The 19,625-nt window shown below is 41.1% G+C and carries 24 protein-coding genes and 1 pseudogene; 21 read left to right on the top strand and 4 right to left on the bottom strand.

Annotated features, from left to right (window positions below; translation table 11 throughout):
- The 7 genes from AC1TO4_RS10720 to mtnN all read left to right on the top strand — a co-directional run bounded on the left by AC1TO4_RS10720 (position 1) and on the right by mtnN (position 5,003).
- Entirely contained in the window at positions 1-303 is a 303-nt protein-coding gene (locus AC1TO4_RS10720) for a DUF1292 domain-containing protein (protein WP_482100808.1), read from the top strand.
- 94 nt (positions 304-397) lie between these two features.
- Entirely contained in the window at positions 398-1,522 is a 1,125-nt protein-coding gene (mltG, locus tag AC1TO4_RS10715) for an endolytic transglycosylase MltG (RefSeq protein WP_482105303.1), read from the top strand.
- A 25-nt stretch (positions 1,523-1,547) separates the two neighbouring features.
- A complete protein-coding gene (locus AC1TO4_RS10710) occupies positions 1,548-2,183 on the top strand; it encodes an O-methyltransferase (RefSeq protein WP_482105302.1) in 636 nt (211 codons plus the stop codon).
- A 63-nt stretch (positions 2,184-2,246) separates the two neighbouring features.
- Positions 2,247-2,885 carry a uridine kinase gene (gene udk / locus AC1TO4_RS10705; RefSeq protein ID WP_482105301.1) on the top strand — a complete coding sequence of 213 codons (639 nt, stop codon included), beginning with the start codon at positions 2,247-2,249 and terminating at the stop codon, positions 2,883-2,885.
- Positions 2,886-2,988: 103 nt separating this feature from the next.
- On the top strand, positions 2,989-3,465 hold the full coding sequence (greA, locus tag AC1TO4_RS10700) for a transcription elongation factor GreA (protein ID WP_482100804.1): 477 nt from the start codon (positions 2,989-2,991) through the stop codon (positions 3,463-3,465).
- A 118-nt stretch (positions 3,466-3,583) separates the two neighbouring features.
- Complete coding sequence (locus AC1TO4_RS10695) at positions 3,584-4,279, top strand: YrrS family protein (RefSeq protein ID WP_482105300.1); 696 nt, start codon at positions 3,584-3,586, stop codon at positions 4,277-4,279.
- A 31-nt stretch (positions 4,280-4,310) separates the two neighbouring features.
- Complete coding sequence (gene mtnN / locus AC1TO4_RS10690) at positions 4,311-5,003, top strand: 5'-methylthioadenosine/S-adenosylhomocysteine nucleosidase (RefSeq protein WP_482105299.1); 693 nt, start codon at positions 4,311-4,313, stop codon at positions 5,001-5,003.
- Between the two features lie 628 nt (positions 5,004-5,631).
- On the opposite strand, the gene sigK is transcribed toward mtnN, so the two are convergent.
- A complete protein-coding gene (gene sigK / locus AC1TO4_RS10685; RefSeq protein WP_482100801.1) occupies positions 5,632-6,333 on the bottom strand; it encodes an RNA polymerase sporulation sigma factor SigK in 702 nt (233 codons plus the stop codon).
- A 238-nt stretch (positions 6,334-6,571) separates the two neighbouring features.
- On the opposite strand from sigK, the gene AC1TO4_RS10680 reads away from it, so the two are divergent.
- The 11 genes from AC1TO4_RS10680 to AC1TO4_RS10630 are packed head-to-tail and all read left to right on the top strand — an operon-like array spanning position 6,572 to position 15,184.
- Positions 6,572-7,090 carry a YqeG family HAD IIIA-type phosphatase gene (locus AC1TO4_RS10680; protein WP_482101009.1) on the top strand — a complete coding sequence of 173 codons (519 nt, stop codon included), beginning with the start codon at positions 6,572-6,574 and terminating at the stop codon, positions 7,088-7,090.
- A gap of 2 nt (positions 7,091-7,092) precedes the next feature.
- Positions 7,093-8,193: a ribosome biogenesis GTPase YqeH gene (gene yqeH, locus AC1TO4_RS10675; protein WP_482100800.1), complete on the top strand. Its 1,101-nt coding sequence runs from the start codon at positions 7,093-7,095 to the stop codon at positions 8,191-8,193.
- A 13-nt stretch (positions 8,194-8,206) separates the two neighbouring features.
- Positions 8,207-9,034 carry a shikimate dehydrogenase gene (gene aroE / locus AC1TO4_RS10670; RefSeq protein ID WP_482105298.1) on the top strand — a complete coding sequence of 276 codons (828 nt, stop codon included), beginning with the start codon at positions 8,207-8,209 and terminating at the stop codon, positions 9,032-9,034.
- Positions 9,035-9,036: 2 nt separating this feature from the next.
- Entirely contained in the window at positions 9,037-9,327 is a 291-nt protein-coding gene (gene yhbY / locus AC1TO4_RS10665) for a ribosome assembly RNA-binding protein YhbY (protein ID WP_482100798.1), read from the top strand.
- A gap of 15 nt (positions 9,328-9,342) precedes the next feature.
- A complete protein-coding gene (locus tag AC1TO4_RS10660) occupies positions 9,343-9,936 on the top strand; it encodes a nicotinate-nucleotide adenylyltransferase (protein WP_482105297.1) in 594 nt (197 codons plus the stop codon).
- Positions 9,902-10,465 carry a bis(5'-nucleosyl)-tetraphosphatase (symmetrical) YqeK gene (gene yqeK / locus AC1TO4_RS10655; protein ID WP_482105296.1) on the top strand — a complete coding sequence of 188 codons (564 nt, stop codon included), beginning with the start codon at positions 9,902-9,904 and terminating at the stop codon, positions 10,463-10,465. The genes AC1TO4_RS10660 and yqeK overlap by 35 nt, the downstream gene beginning before the upstream one ends.
- Positions 10,466-10,469: 4 nt before the next feature.
- Positions 10,470-10,814: a ribosome silencing factor gene (rsfS, locus tag AC1TO4_RS10650; protein ID WP_482100795.1), complete on the top strand. Its 345-nt coding sequence runs from the start codon at positions 10,470-10,472 to the stop codon at positions 10,812-10,814.
- Positions 10,811-11,551, top strand: a complete 741-nt coding sequence (locus AC1TO4_RS10645) for a class I SAM-dependent DNA methyltransferase (RefSeq protein ID WP_482105295.1) — start codon at positions 10,811-10,813, stop codon at positions 11,549-11,551. The genes rsfS and AC1TO4_RS10645 overlap by 4 nt, the downstream gene beginning before the upstream one ends.
- A 46-nt stretch (positions 11,552-11,597) precedes the next feature.
- Positions 11,598-12,275, top strand: coding sequence for a helix-hairpin-helix domain-containing protein (locus AC1TO4_RS10640; protein WP_482105294.1), 678 nt, complete (start codon positions 11,598-11,600; stop codon positions 12,273-12,275).
- Positions 12,276-12,332: 57 nt separating this feature from the next.
- A complete protein-coding gene (locus tag AC1TO4_RS10635; protein ID WP_482101008.1) occupies positions 12,333-12,896 on the top strand; it encodes a ComE operon protein 2 in 564 nt (187 codons plus the stop codon).
- The gene (locus AC1TO4_RS10630) at positions 12,893-15,184 is read left to right on the top strand and encodes a DNA internalization-related competence protein ComEC/Rec2 (RefSeq protein WP_482105293.1); all 2,292 of its coding nucleotides are present in this window, start codon (positions 12,893-12,895) and stop codon (positions 15,182-15,184) included. Before AC1TO4_RS10635 ends, AC1TO4_RS10630 begins: the two co-directional genes overlap by 4 nt.
- A 53-nt stretch (positions 15,185-15,237) precedes the next feature.
- On the opposite strand, the gene AC1TO4_RS10625 is transcribed toward AC1TO4_RS10630, so the two are convergent.
- Entirely contained in the window at positions 15,238-15,372 is a 135-nt protein-coding gene (locus AC1TO4_RS10625) for a YqzM family protein (protein WP_482100791.1), read from the bottom strand.
- 161 nt (positions 15,373-15,533) lie between these two features.
- Between AC1TO4_RS10625 and holA the strand changes: the two genes are divergently transcribed.
- On the top strand, positions 15,534-16,550 hold the full coding sequence (gene holA, locus AC1TO4_RS10620) for a DNA polymerase III subunit delta (protein ID WP_482105292.1): 1,017 nt from the start codon (positions 15,534-15,536) through the stop codon (positions 16,548-16,550).
- 198 nt (positions 16,551-16,748) lie between these two features.
- On the opposite strand, the gene rpsT is transcribed toward holA, so the two are convergent.
- Complete coding sequence (rpsT, locus tag AC1TO4_RS10615) at positions 16,749-17,000, bottom strand: 30S ribosomal protein S20 (protein ID WP_482100789.1); 252 nt, start codon at positions 16,998-17,000, stop codon at positions 16,749-16,751.
- A gap of 341 nt (positions 17,001-17,341) precedes the next feature.
- Between rpsT and gpr the strand changes: the two genes are divergently transcribed.
- Together gpr and spoIIP are read left to right on the top strand one after the other, a co-directional pair.
- Positions 17,342-18,385: a GPR endopeptidase gene (gpr, locus tag AC1TO4_RS10610; protein WP_482105291.1), complete on the top strand. Its 1,044-nt coding sequence runs from the start codon at positions 17,342-17,344 to the stop codon at positions 18,383-18,385.
- Positions 18,386-18,428: 43 nt separating this feature from the next.
- Complete coding sequence (gene spoIIP, locus AC1TO4_RS10605; protein ID WP_482105290.1) at positions 18,429-19,220, top strand: stage II sporulation protein P; 792 nt, start codon at positions 18,429-18,431, stop codon at positions 19,218-19,220.
- A 140-nt stretch (positions 19,221-19,360) separates the two neighbouring features.
- Here spoIIP and AC1TO4_RS10600 read toward each other — a convergent pair.
- Positions 19,361-19,580: pseudogene (locus AC1TO4_RS10600) on the bottom strand (tyrosine-type recombinase/integrase); the annotation flags it as partial.
- Positions 19,581-19,625: the final 45 nt, after the last annotated feature.

The raw sequence follows: 19,625 nt of genomic DNA, 5'->3' as shown, positions 1-19,625 counted from the left end.
ATGGAACACGGACAAGAAACAATGACGATTGTAGATGAAAATGGCGTAGAACACGTATGTGAGGTTATTTTCACATTTGATTCAGAGGAATTTGGTAAATCATATGTACTTTATCATGTACTTGGTGAAGAGCCAGAAGATGAAGACGAAGAAATCGAAATTCATGCATCCGCATTTGTACCTTCAGAGGATAACGAAGATGGCGAATTAATGCCAATTGAAGACGATGCTGAGTGGGAAATGATCGAAGAAATGTTGAACACATTCCTTGCAGAAGAGGAAGAAAACGAAGAAGAAGAGTAAATCAGATAGGCACGGACGGGACGGTGCGGTGCAGGCCGTGCCGTTTTTTCATTGAAGACATTAGAGGTTTTCGAACGAAAGAGGTGGATTCTGCATGGATAATGGATCTAAAAAAGATGTCATGTTCGAGCGAATGCGTGAAAAGAAAAAAGAAGTGAAAATAGTTAGAAGGATTGTACTGATAATTGTACTGGTTTTATTGCTAATCGGCCTTATAGGTGGCCGCTTTGCATATAAATACATAACAGAAGGTCTTCAACCTGTCGACCCGGACTCTGAAAAAGTGATTGAAGTTGAAATTCCAATCGGGTCTGGTGTCGATTTCATTGCAACTAAGCTCGAAACTTCAGGAATTGTTAAGGATGCGCGTCTGTTTAAATATTACGTTAAGTTTAATAACAACACTCAGTTTCAGGCGGGTACTTATGGCTTAACTAAAGCTATGACACTAGACGAAATAATTGAAAGTCTCAAAACAGGAAAAGTATATCGAGAACCTATTTTTACAATGACGGTTCCGGAAGGTTTGACTTTGAAACAAATTGCGAAAATTGTCGATAAGCAAACTGGTATTTCTGAAAAAGAATTTATGGATTATGTAAGCGATGAAGCAACGATTGATATGTTGATAGGGAAGTATTCGAACATTCTAACAGAAGAGATTCTAGCGGAAAATATTAAATATCCGCTAGAAGGTTATTTGTTCCCAGCGACTTATCCTTTTTATGAAGAAAACCCATCTGTTGCAAAAATTGTTGATACGATGGTACAGGCGACTGCTTTGAATGTAACACCCTATCTGGATTACCTTCAAACTGAAGATAAGTCTGTACACTGGCTTTTAACATTTGCTTCCTTACTGGAAAGAGAAGCAACTGCGAAATCAGACAGGGAGATTATTGCAAGTGTGTTTTACAATCGCTTGGATGATGATATGCTCTTGCAAACGGATCCTACTGTACTTTACGCGCTTGGAGAACACAAGGATCGAGTTCTATACGTCGACTTGGAAAAAGACGATCCTTATAATACCTATGTGTACAAAGGATTGCCGCCAGGTCCGATAGCAGGAGCGGGTACATCCTCAATCGTAGCGGTCATTGAACCAGCGGAAACAGATTACATCTATTTCTTGGCTGATAAAAAAGGTGATAACCACTTTACGGATTCTTACGACGAGCACTTGAAAAACCGAGATAAATATTTATCAGATAAATGATGGTCTTGAACAGGAGATGAGTGGAATGGATATTTATAAATCTTACATCGCGAGTTTCGCGAAGGGAAAAGAGTCTTTCATCTCTGAAATTGAACAATTCGCTGACAAAAATTATGTGCCAATTATGGATAGTGACGGTATTGACATGTTCATCAGTCTGTTGAGAATTCAAAAACCGGATCGAATCCTTGAAATCGGAAGTGCTATCGGTTATTCTGCAATTCGTATTGCAGCTGCATTACCTAAAGTGTCCATTGTTACCATCGAACGAGACAACGTACGCTTTATGCAAGCAGTTGATTATATTTCCAGGAGCGGTTATTCGGAGCGGATTGCTATTATTGAAGCAGACGCTCTCCTGACAGAAAGTACGGATATCTTCCATCAAGAATACGATGCACTTTTCATCGATGCAGCTAAAGGTCAATATAAACGATTCTTTGAAAAATATGCACCCGTAGTAGCACCAGGTGGAGTTATTTATTGCGATAATATGTTCATGCATGGTATGGTGCTGCACGACGATAAAGATATACCTAAGCGAAATCGAACGATGATACGCAACTTAAAAGAATTTACAAAATGGATTATGGGTAATCCGGAATTCGAAACGTCTTTGCTTCCTGTTGGAGACGGACTTTTGATTGCGGTAAAAAAGTAATAGAAAATTAGTCTAGGTCTATCCATATTTTCAGGATATTCTAATGTGCAAAGGGAGTTTGAAATGAAATCAAGAAAACCTGTCGTCATTGGCATTGCAGGTGGCTCGGGATCGGGAAAAACGAGCGTCACCAATTCAATTTACGAAGTCTTTAAGGAGAACTCTGTCGTCGTCATAGAGCAGGACTATTATTATAAAGATCAGTCCCATCTGCAATTTGAAGAACGGCTAGAAACAAATTATGATCATCCGTTGGCATTTGACACGGATCTATTGATCGACCATGTGAAAACACTATTGGACCGAAAATTCGTTGAAAAACCTGTGTATGATTATTCACTACATACTAGGTCAAAAGAAACCATCCTAATCGAACCAAAAGACGTTATCATTCTTGAAGGGATTTTGGTCCTTGAGGACGAGAGGGTTCGTGACTTGATGGATATAAAGCTATTTGTCGACACAGATGCAGATTTGCGTATTATAAGGCGAATTATGCGAGACATCAATGACCGAGGACGAACGATTGAATCCGTAATTGAACAGTATTTGTCCGTGGTGCGTCCAATGCATAACCAATTCATTGAACCAACGAAGAGATATGCGGATATAATTATCCCAGAAGGCGGTCATAATGAGGTCGCAATTGATTTAATGGTTACAAAAATAAAAACAATTCTTGAATCTGGCAAGGAATTGTAATATGATGATGACAGAATTCTATATAGATTAGGACTATGTCACATATAACTCGATGGAGTGGCATAGTATTTTTATGAACAGGAATATAGGGAGTGGTGTGTTTATGGTTACAGAAAAGAAATTTCCAATGACAGTATCAGGTAAACAAAAGCTTGAAGAAGAACTTGACTTTTTAAAATCGGTTAAACGAAAAGAAGTTGTCGAGCGTATAAAAATCGCGCGCAGTCACGGCGATCTCTCAGAGAACTCTGAGTATGATTCGGCAAAAGAGGATCAGGGCTTCCTAGAAGGGAAAATTTCATCTTTGGAGTCGATGATTCGCAATGCTGTAATCATCACAGCAGACGAATTGAATACTGATGAAGTACGCCTTGGCACAACAGTTTCTTTTAAAGAACTGCCAGACGGAGACGAAGAGACTTATACGATTGTCGGTTCTGCTGAAGCAAATCCGATTGAAGGTCTTATTTCAAACGATTCGCCGATTGCAAAAGGACTTATTGGACGTTCTAAAGGCGATGAAGTTAGAATTAATACACCAGGTGGAGAAATGACAGTTACAATATTAGACATAAAATGATTTGCCGATAGCCGCCTTCTACATGAGGGCGGTTTTCGTGCTTAAGGAACATGTTTTCCGGAAAATCGTCTAATACATAATTGGAATAACTAAAAATTTAATGGGAGTTGATTTGCGTATGACTGAACGGGAGCCTGAATTTTCCAGGATTGAACGTAAAAAAGGACGCAAACGTACAAATAGGACGTTAAATATTTTGATTGCGGTTGTTGTTTTGTTAATTGGTATTACTGCCTCCACCATTTTCCTTGGCAATAATAACGAGAAGCAAGCTGATGAAAAAGACGTCACTAATACAGAAACCACTGACAATCTCTCTGAAGGAGATAATAAAGCTGAAGACAAGGACAAAACGGATGAAACAAATAAAACTGATTCATCAACTGACACAGAGTCTGAGGACTCGGAAGAATCTACTGTGAGTGATGATGTAGAAAATAGTGAAGAAAGCAGCGAAGAGTCGGGGACGGTTACTTATGGTCCGTCTGACGATAAAATCATTGCTGAGACCGTTGTTAATACTGCTTGGGAACCAATCGGTACAACACAAACTGGTGTTCATAAATCAATGTATGATGGGAAATCAGTAGATTGGAATGAAAAAAAACAAGCCCTTGCATATGCAACTGGTTTATCTGAAAAAGAATTGATTTTCAAAAAGATTAAGAACGGTGGAGGTCCTCAGAAATCTATAGGGATCGTTTCTTCTAGAGATGGTTCAGAGAAATACCGTGTCTATCTCGAATGGGTAGATGAACAAGGATGGAAACCAGTGCAAATGGATAAATTAACGACATTGGAATTTGATTATTAATTTAAATTATCGTTTTTAGTGGAGGGATTATATGAAAATAGCAGTGATTGGTGCAATGGAAGAAGAAGTGCAACTATTACGTGGAGAAATTATCTCGGTGATCGAAACAACGATTGCAGGATGTGAATTCAGCGAGGGTGAAATCGGTAATCATCAGGTTGTTCTAGTGAAAAGTGGGATTGGAAAAGTAAATGCCGCAATTGCAACAACTATTTTACTAAATAAATTTAAACCGGATGTCGTACTTAACACGGGCTCAGCTGGCGGATTCCACGAGTCACTTGAAGTAGGAACCGTAGTGATTTCAAATGAAGTCCGTCACCACGATGTCGATGTGACCGCATTCGGCTATGAACTTGGACAAGTTCCGGGTCAGCCTGCTGCATACAGTGCAGACTTGAAACTAGTTGAAGTTGCTAGGGCTGCCGTTGAGGAGTTAGGGCAGCATGCACACGCAACCGGACTTATCGCGTCTGGAGACACGTTTATGAGTGATGCAGAGCATGTTAGAAAAGTGAAGGAACAGTTTCCTCTAATGATTGCCGCTGAAATGGAGGCTTCTGCTGTGGCACAAGTTTGCCATCAGTTCGGTACTCCTTTTGTGGTCATTCGTGCGCTATCAGATATTGCAGGAAAAGAATCATCAGTCACTTTCGATGAGTTCCTCCCTGTTGCAGCACGTCATTCAACGGATATTGTTTTAAAAGTCCTATCGAAACTTTAGGCATTACGTGGTAAGATAGGTACATGAAAAGATTTTGTATATGTTTCTTTCAAGGAGGGATTCAACAATGTTGATTTTAATGGCAGGCGTTTTTATCGTATCAACAATCATTGCAGTCATCATCTCCCGTGAGGTTAGCGCGGATTGATCTGTAATCGAAGAGGCGTTTCCAATGCTGGGATCACTCCCGCATGGAAACGCCTCTTCTTTATTGATGAGGAAATTCTTGTGCTATTCGGGTCGGGCTCCAGGCGCAAGCCCCTCGAGTCGCTTTAGTCTTGCTGAGAAGGCAAAGGGCGCCTTATCATCAAGCCCTCAGCGCTTTTCGGGGCTGTGCTGCGCCTTCCGCTTTTCATGTTGTCTAGCTCTAGGCGCCAGCTCCTCGGAGGCTCACAGGATGTGAGTCACGCAGCCTTTGCCGCAGGAAGCGGCGTACTTAGGCTGTGATCCTTGAAAGTCGGTTCGGCTATGCGGCAAAGAACGCCGCTTCGCCGACCCGTCTTATGCCTGTCGGAGGTCTACAGGATGTAGGTCATGCAGTGGGGAAGGATTGAACTGCATCCTTCCTTATTGCCACAGGACGCGGCAATCTTTGACTGCCTTCTTTTTTTCAGGCGCCTTCCGCTTTTCATTCGTTGTATTCGTGTTTGAATAACTGGTACAATTTTACGATTGCGCGTTTTTCTATTCGGGAGACGTAACTCCTTGAAATGTCGAGTTGTTCTGCGATCTCTTTTTGCGTCATTGGCTTATCATCGAGAAGACCGTACCGTCTTTGAATGATTTCAAGTTCACGGCCATCCAGTTTACCAAGGTGTCTATACAGCCTTTCTTTTCGTTCTTTCTGCTCGACTGCGTCAATCGGGGATTCATCATCCGTTTGCAGCAAATCAGCAATTTGTAATGATTGACCATCTTTATCCATGCCGATCGGATCGAAAAGTGAAACGTCTTTTTGCACTTTTTTCTGCGTTCGTAAATACATGAGTATTTCATTTTCAATACAGCGTGCGGCGTAGGTTGCCAGTTTCGTTTTTCGGTCCGGTGTGAAACTGTTCACCGCTTTCATTAGTCCAATTGTTCCGATTGAGATATAATCATCCAGCAATTCGTGTTTCGGATGAAACTTTTTTACTATGTGGGCAACGAGCCGCATGTTGCGTTCAATTAATTCGTCGCGTGCATCCTCGTCGCCTTCTGCAAGACGTTGCAGACAAGCTGCTTCTTCCTCTTTCGATAAGGGCCGCTGGAATGCCTGCCCTCGAATATAACCGATCACCGCAGGAACTTCGAGCCACAGCTGGACAATCGCCATGACAAACCCGCTCATCGGGCCACCTCCTGTGTCGTTGTATGACAGCATATGCGGTCGGGTCTTGCCGTATCACCGTTTTTTTAGTCGGACAGGCGATAATGTATGTCCTGATTTAACTTCCGATCTCGTGTCCAGATTCTATCGGAGATTCACGCAGATTTTAAGTAGACCGTTTTCGTTTTTCTTATCAATGTATGCCTTACGCGTTGTTATGTTATAATCGTTTCAGATAAAGTACCAAATCGGAGTGGATATCGTGTACAAGTATTTTTTGCCAGATGAATTTGTTAAAGACATTTTTCAGATTCTGCCCGAAGCACTGAAGGCTAGAGGAATCAAAGGGATCATAACGGATCTGGATAATACGCTTGTTGCGTGGGACAGACCGGATGCGACTCCCGAAATTATTTTGTGGATGAAAACGATGCAAGAAACCGGAATAAATGTGACAATTGTCTCGAATAATAATGAAATGCGTGTAAAAGCTTTTTGTGAACCCTTAGGCATTGCATTCATAAATGATGCACGAAAACCGATTCGAAAACCATTTCAGAAAGCTCTTTCCACTATGAAACTCAGGAAAGAAGAAGTGGTCGTCATTGGTGACCAGTTGTTGACAGATATACTTGGTGGCAATAGAAGTGGTTTGCATACGATACTTGTAGTCCCGGTTGCATCATCAGACGCAGCTATCACGAAGTTCAACAGGAAGATTGAAAGAAAGATCATGGCCGGGCTGAAACGCCGTGGCTTGATTAAGTGGGAGGAATAAGCTTGGAAGAAATTAAATGTATCGGTTGTGGAATTACAATCCAAACGGAAGACCCGAAATTGGAAGGCTTTACACCACCAGCTTCTTTAGAAAAAGAAGACGTTATCTGTAAGCGTTGTTTCAGGCTGCGCAATTATAATGAATTGCAACCTGTATCTTTATCAGGGGATGATTTCCTAGCCATTTTAAATGGCATTGGACAAAAAAATGGATTAGTCGTAAAAATCGTTGACATATTCGATTTCAATGGCAGTTGGATTAATGGATTGCACCGCTTCGTAGGTGACAAAGATATTTTATTAATCGGTAATAAAGCTGACATCTTACCGAAATCAATAAATCCGAACCGACTTATCAATTGGATGAAAGCTGAAGCGTCAAAGCTTGGGCTAAAACCTGTTGACGTATTGCTTGTCTCGGCTCATAAAGGACAAGGGATGGAAGAAGCACTCGAGGCAATTGATAAATATCGTCGTGGTAAGGATGTCTACGTAGTCGGCTGTACAAATGTTGGGAAATCAACGTTTATCAATCGAATCATCAAAGGTGCTACTGGTATTGGGGAAGTTATTACGACATCCCATTTCCCAGGAACTACTTTAGACCTTGTAGAAATCCCGTTTGAAGATGGTAAAGCAATCTACGATACACCTGGTATCATAAATAACCATCAGATTGCGCATCACTTGGATGCAAATGATTTGAAAGCAATTACACCTAAAAAAGAACTAAAACCGAAAGTATTTCAGCTTAACGCCGAACAGACATTGTACATAGGTGGTCTGTCTCGATTCGACTTTATTTCCGGTGCTCGCTCTTCGTTCACAATTCATGTTTCAAATGAATTAACAATTCACCGAACGAAGCTATCAAATGCAGATGCTTTGTACAAAGAGCATCTCGGTGGAATGCTATCTCCGCCATCCGGGGAATCACTTGAGACACTGCCGCCATTTGTCCGTCATGAATTTTCGATTAAAAAAGCGAAAACGGATATTGTCATTTCTGGACTTGGCTGGATTACAATTCAACATCCGGATGTCGTGGTCGCTGTACATGCACCGCGTGGGGTAGATGTCGTGCTACGCCCTTCATTAATCTAAGGGGGAGCTCGCTATGAAAAAGTGGTATGCGGTTATTGGAGATCCAATCGCACAATCGATGTCACCGAGTATGCATGAAACGTGGTTTAATGATAATGGTATAAATGCGACCTATATTCCTAACCACGTGACTACAGAAAGACTTCGTGAAGCGGTGGAGGGTTTGAAAAACTTAGGGTGCTCGGGTTGGAACGTTACAGTTCCCCATAAAAGCGCTATTATTCCATTCCTAAATCAGTTGGATTCATCCGCCGAGCAGATGAATGCAGTGAATACAGTTCACGTTCTTGAGGATGGCACTCTAGTAGGCTCCAATACGGACGGTAAGGGATTTGTCCGTTCGTTGGAAGAAGCTTATGGCATGCAGTGCAAGGACAAAAAAGTTCTCGTAATTGGAGCGGGTGGCGCTGCACGTGGTATCGCCTTTGCCCTAGACTCTGCGGGATACGGTCCTATCTTTTTTGTGAATCGAACGCTTGAAAAGGCCGAGAAATTAGCAACAGAACTTTCCGATTCGACTGTATTATCGTTTGAAGAGGCAGAATTGTCGCTTTCCGAATTCGGTTTGATTATACAAACAACTTCCGTGGGGATGAACTTTGCTCAAAAAGGTATGCCTTTAAGTATGGACAATGTTTCTGAAGGAACTGTTGTTGCAGATATTATATACAACCCGCTTGAAACGGATTTTCTTTTAGAAGCCCGTAAAAGAGGAGCACATACGCTAAATGGGGTTGGTATGTTTGTCCATCAAGGAGCGCTCGCGTTTGAGACTTGGACAGAAATACGACCCGATACAGGATTAATGATTGAAAAAATAACGACAACTCTTGGAGGATAATCATGTTAACTAACAAACAAAAAAGCTTTCTTCGCAGCGAATCGAATCGTTTACAACCCCATGTCCATATTGGTAAAAGTGGTTTGACAGCATCGGTTATTACACAAATTGAAGAAGCGCTTGAAGCAAAAGAATTAATCAAAGTAACGATTTTACAAAACTGCGAACAAGACAAAAAAGAAATAGCTGCAAAACTTGAAGAACAAGCAGGAATTGAAGTTGTTCAAGAAATCGGAAAAATTATCGTTTTATATAAAGAATCTGTAGAGAAAAAACGGATCGAACTTCCATAAGGAGGTAAGAGACAAATGAAAAAGGTTGGCGTACTTGGCGGCACATTCAATCCGCCTCACATCGGCCATCTAATCGTTGCAAATGAAGTGAAACATGCACTGGGGCTAGATGAAGTTCGGCTAATGCCAACAGCAATTCCACCTCATAAAAAGGCTCCAGGTGATGCAACTGCTGACCAACGATTACGAATGGTGAACCTTGCAGTAAAGGATTTACAAGGATTAACCGCATCTGCTTTTGAAGTGGACCGGGGCGGAATTTCCTATACGTTTGATACCATGGAACAATTGACAAAAAAAGAACCGAATGTTGAGTTTTATTTTATCATTGGCGGGGATAATATTGATATATTGTCGAAATGGTACCGGATTGAAGAACTCGTCACGATTGTCAATTTAGTGGGTATTGGTCGACCAGGTTCTATCGGGGAAACTGATTTTCCAATCATCATGGTGGATACTCCACAAGTTGAATTATCTTCAACTTTAATTAGGCAGCGTTTCACCGTAAACGGGACCGTACAATTTCTAATTCCACCTATAGTTGAATTGTATATTCGAGAGGAGGGATTGTATGGAAGTTGCCCAGCTGAAGAAAGAAATCTCTAACCGTATGCCGAAAGAACGTTTTGAACATGTACTACGCGTAACAGAGACAGCGAAAAGACTGGCTGAAAAATATCAAATTTCAGTGCAAAAAGCGGAGCAGGCAGCACTATTTCATGACATCGCCAAATTCATGGACAAATCGGCTCTTCTAGGCAAACTTGAAATGGACAACGGGGATCCTCGGCTGTATTCATTTCATCATGAATTGTGGCATGCTCCAGTCGGTGCAATCATAGCCCGGGATGAATTTGGAATTACAGACCTGGACATTTTGAACGCAATTCGTTATCATACAACCGGTCGGGCAAATATGTCCCTGCTTGAGAAACTCATCTATATTTCAGATATGATTGAACCTGGACGCAGTTTTTCTGGGGTAGACGATTTAAGAAATATGGCTGAAAAGAATCTTGATCTAACAATGGAGGCTTGCATCTATCAGTCGGTGCAATTTCTAGTGAATAAAAGAGTTCCCGTTTATCCGGACTCGTTAGACTGTTACAATGAGTTAATAAGAAGGGAACAGTGAAGTTATGACTACATTATTAGAAACAGCTTATAGAGCAATTGACGATAAAAAAGGTGAAGACATCGTAGTACTGAATATGGAAGGGGTATCGCTAATCGCGGACCAATTCATTATCTGTCATGCGAATTCAGGGCGCCAAGTGCAAGCAATTGCGAAAGAAGTTGCTGACAAAGCTGCTGAAGCAGGATTCGCATCTAGAAGAATTGAAGGTATGGATATGGCAAGATGGGTTCTCGTCGATCTTGGCGATGTAGTTGTCCATGTATTCCATAAAGATGAACGAGGCTATTACAACCTTGAAAAGCTGTGGGGAGACGCTCCTACGCTCGATATGGCTACAGAAAAATGAACCGTGCTTATTCCGAATTCGCTTCTGTCTATGATGAACTGATGACCGAAATTCCTTATGATGCCTACATCGAGTTAATCGATGTAGCGGCAGGGGGAATTGCCGGAAAACGTGTATTGGATATCGGATGTGGAACAGGTCTTTTATCTGTGAAGCTTGCAAAGCAAGGAGCACAAGTGACTGGAATCGATCTTTCCGCTGACATGTTAAATGTAGCGGAAGAACGAGCTCGGTCTCTTTCTTTATCTATGCAATTTTTCGAACAGCCAATGCAACAACTAAAAGGTTTTACAGATTTTGATATTGCCGTTATCGCAATTGATTCGTTAAATTATTTGCAAAACCGTGAAGATGTGGTATCTACATTCAAGCATATCCATTCGGCTCTTGCAGTTGGCGGAAAACTAATTTTTGATGTGCATTCCACCTTTAAAACAGACGTAATTTTTATGGAAGGCCCATTTACATTTGATAATGGTCGAATTGCATACATATGGGAAGCAGAAGAAGGGGAAGACATCCACTCCGTTTATTCGGAACTGGCCTTCTTCGTCAAGGGTGATAATGAATTATTTAGACGTTTCGATGAGGTCCATATGCAACGTACATTTCCGGTTGCTGAATACGCAAATATGTTGATGGACACGGGCTTTCAAATAGAGCGGATTTTTGCTGATTGGGAAGATGAGGCTCCGCATGAAGAAAGTGAACGAATATTTTTCCAAGTGCGAAAATAACCCTTTTCAAATGGAGTTCTTTCAACTATAGTTGAAGGAACTCCATTTGGATGCCGCCGAGGAAAGGGTGAACGTTCTGTTTCTTTCGTTTGTATCCGGTAAATGGCGTAAGATTATCACCCCCATCGCAGCAATCGCTGTACTAGCCGCTTTTCTGTTCTATCCCAAAGGACAGGCTGACAACACTGAGTTTGTCATGAGCGATCAAAACCCATACCCTGAATTGACTAAAGAACATAATGAAAAAGTAGAAGTAGAGGAAACGACTATTCCAATCACTCCTGTTGTCGTCGTTGTCGACGTAAAAGGGGCAGTCCAGAACCCGGGTGTTTACGCAATGCAAGATGGTGATCGTCTGATTGACGCTATCAATGCGGCAGGTGGTTATTTGCCAAAAGCCGATTCCCGCATGTTAAATCATGCCATGAAACTAGCGGACGAGTATGTTATCTATGTACCGATTGAAGGAGAAGACCTAATTGAGATGCCCGTTGTAGCAACTAACGAGATAAGTGCTCAACAAAGTGACGGGAAAATCAATATTAATACAGCAGACGAAAATGAATTGATGACTATCCCTGGAATAGGTCCGTCGAAAGCTGCAGCAATCATCCAGTACCGAACGGATAATGGACTTTTTCAATCGCCTGAAGCATTAATGGACATATCTGGAATTGGTCAGAAAACATTTGAAAAACTAGAATCACAAATTACAGTGAATTGATCGGGAGGTCATTTCTTCTTGACTGTACCGAACGAAAAAAGTATTGGAGGCATTCGAATGGAGCGAATAACGTGGGACCAGTTCTTCATGGCCCAGTGCCATCTATTAGCGTTACGGAGTACTTGTACCAGACTTTCTGTCGGTGCATCAATTGTTAGGGATAACCGCATCATAGCAGGCGGCTATAACGGTTCCATTTCGGGTGGCGATCATTGTATCGACCACGGTTGCTATGTAGTTGGCAATCACTGTGTAAGAACAATCCATGCGGAAATGAACGCGTTATTGCAATGTTCGAAGTACGGTATACCTGTTGCCGGTTCAACGCTGTATGTTACTCACTTTCCGTGTCTGCAGTGTTCCAAAGCAATTATACAGGCAGGTATCAAACAAGTAGTTTATGCAACTGACTATAAAAATGACGAATATGCATTAAAGTTGTTTGAACAATCAGGAGTTACTGTTGAGCATGTTTCATTCGATGAAAAGAAAGTCGACTTTTCCAGCGATAATAAATTAGATCTTTTTAACGAAATACTTCAGAAGATGCAATTGCTTGGAATTGAAAATGAGGAACTTACCCCTTACAGGCAAAGGGTTGATGACTTATTCGGCAAATGATTTCCCGTGTTCGTTTTATGTATATAGCCATTCCGGTAGCCGTATCAGTTTTTGCTGCATACGGTCCGGCTTATCTGTTAATTTGTAATCTTTTTCTACTTCCTATCTTCTTGAGCAGAAAAGAAGATTTCCTCACTCCTATCCTCGCGGTTGCGGCCGCTATCTCTTCTTTTTTTTACATCTCAGCAACAATCCCTATCATTCAAGAAACCGGTGATGCAACCCTTTCCTTCAATTGGACCGAGAATGTAAAAGTTGACGGTGCTAAAATAAAAGGTTTTGCTAAGACTTCGTCAGGTGCAACGATTTACGCCATCTATTCGATTGAAAGTGAACAGGAAAAAAACCGATTCCTTAAAATGAATATTCCGTCAGTGACATTTACGATGTCGGGTTCATATCGCGAACCTGATATTCCATCGCATGACTATTCTTTTAATATGTTGAAATATATGAAAATGTATGGTGCATCAGCAATATTTGAATCAGAGACAATGATTCAAGCAGTCAAGAAGTCGGATTTCAGGACCAGTCTATCCAATCATAGATGGAAAGTGAAAAATCATATCGAGGCTACATTTCCGAAAACACTCATAGTAGAGGCAGAGGCGTTGTTGATTGGAGATCGCAGTGGGATGGATGAAGACCTAGCTACAAATTATAGGATACTTGGTATTACTCATTTATTTGCAATTTCGGGGCTTCATGTAGGTTTATTGACCTTTATGCTACGGGAATTATTAATCAGGGCATCGGTAAGAAGAGAAACGATAGACACACTGATAATGGTCTTGCTGCCTCTTTACGCAGTTATGGCGGGTGGGGCACCTTCTGTGTGGCGGGCAGTATCAGTGACCATTATCGTCCTACTGGCTTCTTCAGGGAGGGTAAGGATGAGGCTTGATGATGCTCTTGCGATAAGTGCAGTTTGTTTTCTTCTTTATCAACCATTCGTTCTGTTCCAACCGGGTTTTCAACTGTCCTATTTAGCTGCTTGTTCACTTGTCTATTCTTCGGGTATCCTATCTAAAGCAAAGACTACTTTAGGTGCATCATTCCTCGTCACTTCAATTAGTCAACTGTCATTGTATCCCGTCCTGCTTATACACTTTTATGAGCTATCTATTTCATCATTCGTCGTCAATCTTGTATACGTTCCCTTGTATTCAATCATTATTTTACCGGCAAATATTATTCTTCTCTTCATGACATTTCTCGTTCCAAAAGTAGCTGAAGTGTTATTCATGTTATATGTGCCTTTCAGAGAAACAGTAGGCGTGATAACAAGTTGGATTGCATCCTTACCGTATCAATTATGGACACCTGGAAAACCAAATGAATTATGTGCCTTTATAGCTTTTGTGGGCGTGTTATTGTTTTTTATCCGTTGTGAAGAGGGTTCAAAGGCTATTCGCTCTTTGCCTTTGGTAATCGTACCTGCACTGTTCATCCATGTTGTTCCATATATGGATGGTTCTTTGAAAGTAACCTTTTTGGATGTTGGTCAAGGGGATAGTATCGTTATCGAAATGCCTTATCGGAGGGCCGTGTATGTTATTGATGCAGGTGGAACTATCACATTTGGAGAACCGAATTGGAAAACACCTGTAAAAAAATTTGAAGTTGGTAGAAAAATCGTCGTCCCTTTTTTGAAAGGGAGCGGTATTACAACGATTAATAAAATGATAATTTCTCATGCCGATTCAGATCATGTGGAAGGGGCGGATGAAGTTTTAGAAGAGGTAAGCGTTAAGGAAATTCATATTTCACCAGGAAGTGAAATGGAAATAGCTATGAAAGATGTAAAGTGGATTGCAAAAGAGAAGAGGATTCCAATTCTATCAATGAAGGAAGGCGTTTCGTGGAATGAAGGACAATCATCATTTCATTATATAGCACCAAAAGAGGGAAAGTATGAGGGGAATTCAAGTTCACTTGTATTATTCCTAAAGACAGCTGGACTTTCTTTTTTATTTACAGGAGATCTGGAACTAGATGGGGAAAAACAAATTCTTCGCAAGTACGGTAATTCCAATTTTGGAACTATCATTTTGAAAGCGGGTCACCACGGCAGCAAGACTTCAAGTTCGGAACCGTTTGTTCATGCGCTGCAACCTGAGTTAACGATTTTTTCTGCAGGTAGGAACAGTAGGTATGGACACCCCCATCCAGAAGTCGTTGAGACATTTAGAAAACATGGGATGCGAACGATGTCAACAGCTGAATCTGGGTCTATTACTGTCATTCAAAAAAAAGACCGTTTTGAAATCACAGATATGACAGAATGAAAAAGGACACTGCATCCTGGATAGGATGTGGTGTCCTGTTTCATACAAACCTATTAACTAGCGATGAAGTCGATTATTGTAGCAACAACAAAAATTGCTGAAAATGCTACGAAAGCGACTATGAAGCCGATTCCTGAATCGATTAGATCATTACGTTTGGACTGTACATCATGCTCAAACTCATTCATTGCTACACCTCCTGATTCCATTATAGTATAGATGATTTCAAGGTTAAAATCCATAGCTATCAACTTTTTATATGTGAATGAGTGTATATGACACAATTTGTTCACCAATGATTTGCTATACTGTATAATTGTAAAGCATTTAAAGGGAAGAGGTGAATAATGTGGCGACTGCAATTTGGAAGAAAATAGCCGCAGGAGAAATCGAACCTGTCTATCTATTGACCGGGCTCGAACAGCATTTATTCGACTCAACAATTAGCCGACTAAAAAAAGCATTACCTGATATTGATGAAGGCTCCGTCATACGTTTTGATTTAGACGAGACGCCAGTTGAAGTGGTTATCGAGGAAGCTGATACACTGCCATTCCTGGAAGATCGCAAGTTAATCATTGCAGGTAATGCCTCTTTTCTAAAAGCGCAAGATAAAACACGGGAAAAAGTGACGCATAATTTAACGCTGCTGGAGACGTGGCTTGCAAACCCTTCTCCGACAGCGACAGTTGTATTTATAGCACCGTATGAAAAACTTGACGCTAGAAAAAGAATTACGAAAATAATGAAAGAACATGCCACTGTTATCGAATCAAAAAGACTGCAGGGAAAAGATCTTTTTACCTGGATTCAACAGGAGGTCAGTACAAATGGTTCCAGAATCAGCCCGGACGACGCAGAATTCCTTGTGAAAATGGCAGGGGATGACTTGTTGACCTTGTCATCCGAAATCATTAAAATGACTACATATTTGAACGGGGAAGGTGCTATCACAGCAGATGTGATTGAGTCACTTGTACCGCGTACGCCAGAAATAGATGTCTTCCGTTTAACAGATGCTTACGTCACTGGAAAAGTATCGAATACTGTTGCAATCTATCGTGATTTACTACGCAATGGTGAGGAACCAATTATGTTGACATCTCTTATTGCTAGTCAAGTAAGGCTCATGGTACATGTTGGCTTGCTACAAAAAAAGGGCTATCAGCAACATCAAATTGCAAAAACGTTAAGTGTTCATCCATACAGGGTAAAACTAATGATGGAAAACAGGGGGCTGCCGAGTTCGGAACGATTGCTCGTCATTTTGAATAAACTTGCAGGTATCGACTACAAACTGAAAACCTCAAGTGGAAAAAGGGAACGGATATTGGAATTGTTCTTTATGGAACCTCTAAGGAAATGACGGAAGAATAGTGCAGGTGTCTGTGGAGTGGTAGGAAGTCTAAGGGAGCCGCGTCGCATGCCCGAGCAGAATGCAGTTCAATCCTTCCTAACAGGACTGTTTTCTGAACTGTGCTTATGCATAGTATCCAATTTGGAAGATATATAAGGCAAAAAAAAAGGTCGTCCAAAAATCGGGCGGCCTTTTTTAGTATGAAAATTAAAGTGCTTTTTTAGTAAGACGTGCTTTTTGACGTGATGCAGTATTTTTATGGATAAGGCCTTTACGTGCAGCTGTATCCATTTTCTTGATTGCATCTCTTAGTAAGCCAGTAGCGTTTTCGTCTTTAGCGTCAAGAGCAGTTTCAGCTTTACGTACAGCAGTACGCATTGCGTGTTTTACATTCGAGTTTTGCTCGTTTGCAGCATTGCTTTGTTTTACGCGTTTGATTGCAGATTTAATGTTTGGCATTTCATTCACCTCCAGTTTCAGGTAAGGCAAGAGTGTTTCCACGAAGTTTCGGATATCTCTTTCACAACAAGCATTATTTTATCAAATTTAGCGCGAGATTGCAAGAACAAAAGTGCTGTGTACTTGTTCAGCCATGATAAGTACGGAAATGCTTTTAGCCTAGGTGTTCTTTGCTTTTGCCTTATGGACTGCAGCGACTCGAGGGATTAGGTAGAAGAGTCTAGCCTAGACAAGTTTACAAGTCGCTCGCAAAAAGTCGAGCCACCAGGTAAATGTAAATAATGTGAGAATAAAGAATACTTTCATGGCACATCGCACAAACTTGAAGGTGAGGTGATTATATGGAGAAGTTCGATTTTTATAGAACGGATCTTGTGGATGAAAGTGAGGAAATGGTTCGCCACCGAACAGCAAGTGAAAAAAACCGGTTGAAGGAATCGGAGGGTGTACTATTCGGTGAATCAAGATTAGGACGGGTCATCTTGACATCTGTAACCGTTGATGCACAAGGAGAAAAAAAGATTGGAAAGAAAAAAGGAACATATATTACACTGACAGTTCCGGCACTTACAGCTGATGATCAGGAAGGACTTACTGACATGTCCAGGGTGCTGATTCAAAAACTGGATGAAATGCTTGCGGATGTAGTGTCGCTTAAAACAGGAAAGATACTCTTGATAGGACTAGGTAATCGCGATATCACACCTGATGCGGTCGGGCCACTGACAATGGATCGGCTACGGGGAATTGTACCTGACTATTATTCTGATGAAGGCAGTGAGGTATTTGTATATGCGCCCGGAGTGACAATTCAAACGGGTCTGGAAACAGCAGATTTTGTAAAAGCTGTCACCAATGAAATAAAACCCGACTTACTAATTGTAATAGATGCTCTTGCAGCAAGGGATAGCTCGAGATTGTGCCGTACGATTCAATTGACGGATACGGGTATACATCCGGGTTCAGGGGTTGGTAATAGTCGAAAAGAAATATCACAGGATATGCTAGGTATTCCTGTCATAGCTATTGGCATCCCAACAGTAGTTGATGGTCCAGTTCTAATAGCGGATGCTATAAATACAATGTTTGGTTATATTGCTTCCAAAATCGAAGAAAAAAACAGTCCATCATCACGCCTTTCTGTATCACCGTGGTTGCATAGTGAAAATAAGGATGCTGACAGGGCAAATTTGCTTCCGATTTTCGGTGATTGGGCAACATGGCCACATGAAGATCGTATTCAGTTATTTGAAGAAGTGTTGACGAATCATGAACTTCGTACGTTCGTTTCACCTAAGGAAATTGACGCTTGGGTTTCTTTATATGCAGAAACTCTTGCAGATTCATTATCGACCTGGATTGCCAATATAAAAAACAGTCATTGACCTCTGTTCCAAAGCATATAGTTGGAACACGGAGGGATGCCATTTGAAAAAGACACTGCAAATATGGGGCACACTTATTTTATTTCTCTTTCTGTTCCCTGTGTTTATCACAACACTGCCTGAGGGACAGACAGTGAAATCTTCCAACCTCGTGAAAGAATCTCCATACATGGTATACGCCGCAAATATTATGGAAGAGGAAACGATTCAAGTGACGGAAGAAAAAGCAAAAGCGCTGCTGTATTTTACACATTCGCACGAGGCATATAAGCCTGTTACACATGCGAAAAATGGTAAAATTGCCGTCTCACATCAAACGGAGAATATTACAAAGTTTGGAGAGAAACTTCAAACGCAATTACTGTTTAATGGTATTGATACGGATATGTTAGCTGTTGAAGTGCCTCATAGCGGTGCCTATAAAAAAATTCGGCCACACGTGAAAAAACAATTACAAGAAAAAAAGTATGATTTGATAATTGACCTCCATAGGGATTCCGTTGGTCCAGAGAAAACTACAATTTCTCATAATGACCAAAAATACGCAAAAGTAGCGTTTGTTATAGGAATGGAACACCCGAACTATAAACAGAATCGTGCAAATGCAGTTCTACTAAAAAACGAAATGGAACTTCTTGTCCCTGGAATTACCCGTAACTTGGTAATGAAACACGGAGCAGGCGTAGATGGGAAATACAATCAGGATCTCGATTCATCTCTCCTCGTTGTTGAACTTGGAGGAATCGGGAACGCTGAAGATGAATTAAACAGGACAATTGCGGTACTAGGGAAGGCGGCAGCAACAGTCATTGCAAATTCAAAGCATGTTGAATAATGAAGTATGCGCTGTTCTACGCTTTAATTCATCGAAGTAAAATTGAATTGAAACCTTGTGGTATCAATGGTTTTGTGGGATGTTTTTTTATTCTGATACCGTGACAGAATTTGGATGTGAGTACAAGCATTTGTGACCAATCAGTTACTCATGTCCTGATTGGTTTTTTGCTTCCTCATAAGATAACCAAATTTCGAGGATGCTTCACGTTTCCGTTCTTTAGTGACATGCAAATATATACCCGTCGTTGTCCTATCGCTTTAGTGACCGAGTCTAGCCATGATTTCAGGTAAACACACCGGCCACCTCAAGTAGGGAAGTATGGGTGTGTCTTAGGCTATGTGGAGATAATCGTTTGTTTATCCCGCTTTGATTTAGAGTAGTCTTCGTTCGGTAGGTTACCTG

Source organism: Sporosarcina sp. Y838 (genome assembly GCF_056786515.1).
The sequence above is the reverse complement of the archived record's forward strand: the minus strand, read 5'-3'. Positions and strand labels throughout refer to the sequence as shown.